Annotated in this window: 6 protein-coding genes; 3 read left to right on the plus strand and 3 right to left on the minus strand. The window is 57.4% G+C overall.

Going from position 1 to position 4464, the window contains the following annotated elements; genetic code table 11:
* Positions 1-396 precede the first annotated feature (396 nt).
* Positions 397-585, minus strand: a complete 189-nt coding sequence (locus WCB02_RS36075; RefSeq protein ID WP_423966344.1) for a hypothetical protein — start codon at positions 583-585, stop codon at positions 397-399.
* Between the two features lie 444 nt (positions 586-1029).
* Here WCB02_RS36075 and WCB02_RS36080 point away from each other — a divergent pair, with 444 nt between their 5' ends.
* Together WCB02_RS36080 and WCB02_RS36085 are read left to right on the plus strand one after the other, a co-directional pair.
* The gene (locus WCB02_RS36080; RefSeq protein WP_423966346.1) at positions 1030-1224 is read left to right on the plus strand and encodes a hypothetical protein; all 195 of its coding nucleotides are present in this window, start codon (positions 1030-1032) and stop codon (positions 1222-1224) included.
* Positions 1225-1700: 476 nt separating this feature from the next.
* Positions 1701-2141: a hypothetical protein gene (locus WCB02_RS36085; protein WP_423966349.1), complete on the plus strand. Its 441-nt coding sequence runs from the start codon at positions 1701-1703 to the stop codon at positions 2139-2141.
* Between the two features lie 910 nt (positions 2142-3051).
* On the opposite strand, the gene WCB02_RS36090 is transcribed toward WCB02_RS36085, so the two are convergent.
* Entirely contained in the window at positions 3052-3237 is a 186-nt protein-coding gene (locus WCB02_RS36090; protein ID WP_423966351.1) for a hypothetical protein, read from the minus strand.
* 156 nt (positions 3238-3393) lie between these two features.
* The gene (locus WCB02_RS36095; protein ID WP_423966353.1) at positions 3394-3564 is read right to left on the minus strand and encodes a hypothetical protein; all 171 of its coding nucleotides are present in this window, start codon (positions 3562-3564) and stop codon (positions 3394-3396) included.
* A gap of 319 nt (positions 3565-3883) precedes the next feature.
* Between WCB02_RS36095 and WCB02_RS36100 the strand changes: the two genes are divergently transcribed.
* Positions 3884-4464, plus strand: a 581-nt coding sequence (locus WCB02_RS36100) for an ATP-binding protein (protein ID WP_423966355.1), incomplete at its 3' end; no start/stop codon positions are given.

The following is a 4464-nucleotide window of genomic DNA, read 5'->3' on the forward strand; positions in this document are numbered from 1 at the left end:
GATCCGCTCCCATTGATCGTCGCGTAACGCAAAACGTCGCATCGGTCGGCCCCCCTCAGGCCGACCGCCTATGAATCATTCAAAAACTGATTTGGGAATCCCCTAACTGAAGACAGGCCCTAGGACGTTCGTGAGCAATCGTACTTTGGAAAGCAGCTCCCTTTTCGCCTTGACGTGAAATTTAGGCCGTATCAAAAGCCCCAACATCGTTCGCGGTACGCGCCGCGACCAGTAGAGCCGTGACTTCCATTATTTTGCCCGAACCGGACTGGTCGGGCAGGTCTGTTGATGTCTGTTGATCGGGGCAGGGATAAATGGACCTGGGGAAAGCCCAGCAGACTTCAGGCGCGGGACGATCTTCCTTGTCTACCGTCGTGCGCCACAATTTTCGGCGCGCTATTGGGCAACAGCCGCTGCAGTGTCCGTGGCCTCGTACCTCGGCGCACGTATGCAGACGTCGCGCTCTTCATCGGTCGTAATGACTGCCGGCATGGCTTTCGGATGGAGCGATTCGACGGTCGCATTCGCTGTCGTGTTCAGGAAGCCATGGACCAGATAAGGGGCGGGCAGCGGCTTCGATTTCATGCCGCGGTCCCCTCTTGACCTAGATGCAGGCTGCTGGCGAAGTCCCACAACAGCTGATCGTCGTTGAACGCGCATCCTTCGTCTCGGTTTCGGAATTCGGCTCCGGCGCGTATTCGGCGAAACTAACGAAAGGCGCCATGCGCCAGTTCACGAGTTTCAGCCACAGTTGGCTTCCCTCATCCGAAGGCAGCCCTGGTGAAACCTCGCCAGAATAAGTGCTAGTAAAGTCTGATTCGCGCATCCTCGATCATATCGATCGATCAGGAAGCCGGAGGGGTTCCGCCTCGTTCATTTTTTGTTGTATCGACGGCAGGCGGAATATTTGAACAGATCCGGAGTCTTGATCTGGCTTGACGTGATCGCATTCAGCGCTACCTGTCAAAAACGCGCAACCTTACGCCTTCAGGCGAAGGGCAAATCAAAACAAGACATCTGGGGAGAGTTATGGACGAAAGACTTGCCCGTTTGCGCACGCACCAAGCAAACATTGGCCACTATCAGAACTTGCTCAAGACCAACCTCAGCGATGTCGAACAGGAGTTCATCGAGAAGCGTTTGGCAGAAGAGCGCTTCGCAATCGCGATGCTAAACTCCATGAGCGCTCCAAAGGGCCGCGATGCCCCCGGGTTCCACAAATAGAGGAAGGGTCAGGTGAGCCTTACGGCTGCAGCGGAAGCGGAGTAGGCGCCACGAGTTACAGTATCATTTTTAGATGTCGAGGGCTGACGAAAAATACGTGCGGTGCGGGGGAGGGTGATGTGTGAGGTGAGAGCTTGAACATTGATCCGCCGCGAGTAATCGGCTCACGCGTTGAAAGATTCGAAAAACAAACGCAGCCGCAGCATGATGCAAGTCTTGTGTTCTATTTAGATCTGCGCCAAGTCGCGATCAAATGCCGTCGCATTGCCGTTTGGCGTGTTCATGATCTTTTCCGCTTGGCGCCGCGGGCTAGACCTGCCCGGTCTCCGCCGGATTCGGCGGGAAAGCCGGCAGCGGACCGAGCTTCACATGGAAGGCTTCGTCCGCAATCGCACGAAGAGACTTTTTACCCTCCGACTGCATCGTTAGTCCCCCAGATCCGTCAGTGACGATATTCTCAGTCGCACGCGCAAGCAATGAACTGGAGTTTTTCCCAGTCGCAGCGCGTAACGAAAGCTGCTTGCATCGATCGCGATATTCAATTGAAGAGTCTCGATGCCCTCTCGAAAATTCGCGCGTTAAACGCCGTGTGCGCCGACCGTTGCTTTCAAGGTGGCGGCGCTGTCCAGGCGTGGAGCATCATCGAGGCCGGGAGGGTGGAGCAGGTGCAGGACTTGGGCGCAACCGGCGCTGTCGAACAGGCCATAGTGGCAAACCCTGGCTCTGTGATCCCGCCGCAGGCGAAGGATATCTTGGCTCTGGATACGATGATGCTTAATCACGCGGCCTCCATTCTGGTGCCTCAACCTGCGCGATGGCATCTGCCTTTTGCATCCCTCCCACAAGCCCGGAGTCTTACGGGCTTTTGCGGGCCACAATCCCTTTGTTCATCGACGCGAGCTCTCGCCGTTTATTGAGGACAAACCCCCGGGTAGAGTTCGGTCATGGGGGATCTATCCATGCGAGTGCTGAAATCGATCGCAGCCTTGTCGTCGGCTGCGGCAATCAGCTGCTCGATGTTTGTGTTCGGCTGGGTTGGCCTTCGCGCTGCTCCGGTTCTAAAAACACTTTGGGAAGGGGCATTCGAGACTGAACTGTCTGCCCGCTCTTGAAACTTTCTACCACATCCAGCAACTCATTTGTTTTGGTGCTCCCTGCCCCCAACACTTGTTACATTAATGCCACCCGTTCCTTGCCTCGATCTCATTGAAGCGCGGTGCGATCCACGAGCAGTCGGATCGCTGGTGGCCATCTCGATTTCGTTGTCCCGGAGGCGAGTCGTGATGTCGGGACGCGAAACGCCCCGCCCCGTCGGCAACAGCGCGTTTTGTTACGGCGTCAGCTGGACGCGCATATTGCGTGCCGTTGTGGTCTCCCTTGCGCAACGTTGCGCGTGATACCAAAGCGCGCAGGATCTGCTTGATAAAGTGGTCCTGCTCGAAATGGCCCGCCCCACCTCGCCGACGCGAAACATCCCGATCAACTGCTCCCGGTTAACAACGAGCTGACTAGCTCAAAAGGGAAGTACCACTGACACAACGTCGATGGGCGTTATCGGACGGTAAAATATTCCTCAGAGGTATGTGAATGTGCAAACATAACAGGCAAAACGCGGTCTGCGCGGCGTCCTTCTGATGGCGACAAACATGAAGCGCGGCACCGTGCTGTCTAAAATGAGACAACCGCGATCTTTCTGCGGAGGAATCTTGACGGCACCGTAATAATACCGGAACAGTACAACTTGACATTGCCGGAAGGCAATTCCCCGTCTGTCCGTCTAGCGAAGCGTTGCTCCCCATGATTGCGTTGGTGGCTATGGCACGGCTCTTACTGCCGTGGGGTGAGCTGATCATTGGCGTCATTGCGGATACCGCCGTGTTGGCGCTTGGAATTTTCGCAATCATCGCGGCGTGCGTCTGGCTTTTCTGACAGTGCCATCCAGAACATCTTGACGGCGATGCTTGCCGTATCGATACCGTGAGATACCACGCGGTAAGTGAGCGGCCGCGCCATGGGCCGGCGGAAAGTCCGGTCAGAACCCGGCTCCACCATCTCGGTATTGGACTGCCCTCGCCAAGCCCTTTCACCCTGCGCCGATATCTTGGCGCGTCACGCGATTTACATCGGCGACGAATGAACGGTCTGGTCGAGACCAAAGCTTAGGGACGGTTAGGCCGCGACCTTGTCTTTCTTGCCCGTCAATAGGGCCAGAACAGCCAAATAGGCTTCGAGGACGATTCGTTTCGGACCGGCCGGACGAAGCAGGGGGATGGTGACGTTCGATGCCTCGTGCTCTTCGAGCTTCGGGGAATGGGCCTTTCCCTCTGATGGCGCCAGCATTCCAGCACCTTGACCCGCTGAGCTACCTTGCCCGATCCTATACAGCATCGGGCGGGTCTCGTGCCGCGGGCGGTGGATCCGCGAGGGACCATTGGGGCTGCGGCTCGGCCACCGGCCTGGTTCTTCCACAAGCGCCTAAATCCACGAACGACCGTTTGTTGGCGCAAGGGGACCTTCGCACACGCGACGTCCGAGCTCGTGATGAATTATGCTGGATGCTTGGATTGGCGGGCCGCAATGCCATTCAGGCCGGCGAATAGATGATAAGCTTCAGAGATCGGGTCTTCGCGATCGTGTCCCGGACGCCCAGCCGCGGGAAGTGCAGCTGACCGATGAGCTCAACGCGCTCTTTGTCCAAAATGCTGCCAATCTGGAGCGGGCACGCAGGCATGTTTCGGACCTGGCACACGGCTTGAAAACCCCGCTTGCGACGCTGGCAATCGCGCTCCGCAACCAGACCCGTGGCGCTGATGATCTTCATGGCCTTGTCTCGCTCATGGACCGACGCATCCGTCATCATTTGGGGCGCGCCAGAGCGGCCGCACTGATTGGTCCCGTCCGTACGAGAACGCCAATCGCCTCCCGCGTCGAGGATCTTGGGTTTGTCCTGGGCAAGGTGAATGCCGATAAAAATGTGACGCTCACGTGCACGATTCCGTTTGATCTCGCTGTAGCCTGCGAACAGCGGGATCTCGACGAGATGCTCGGTAATGTGCTGGAGAATGCTTCTGGTGCAGGAGCGGACCGGCGTAGCGTCCACCTCACCATTGAGGACGACGGACCGGGGTTGTCCCCGGAGCAGATGTCGCAAGCGGTGCAGATCGGCCAACGGCTCGACGAAAGCTCTCCTGGGTTCGGCTTCGGCTTGTCAATCGCACGGGAACTTGCCGAACTTTATAC

Source organism: Bradyrhizobium sp., from assembly GCF_049581145.1.
Lineage (GTDB): Bacteria > Pseudomonadota > Alphaproteobacteria > Rhizobiales > Xanthobacteraceae > Bradyrhizobium.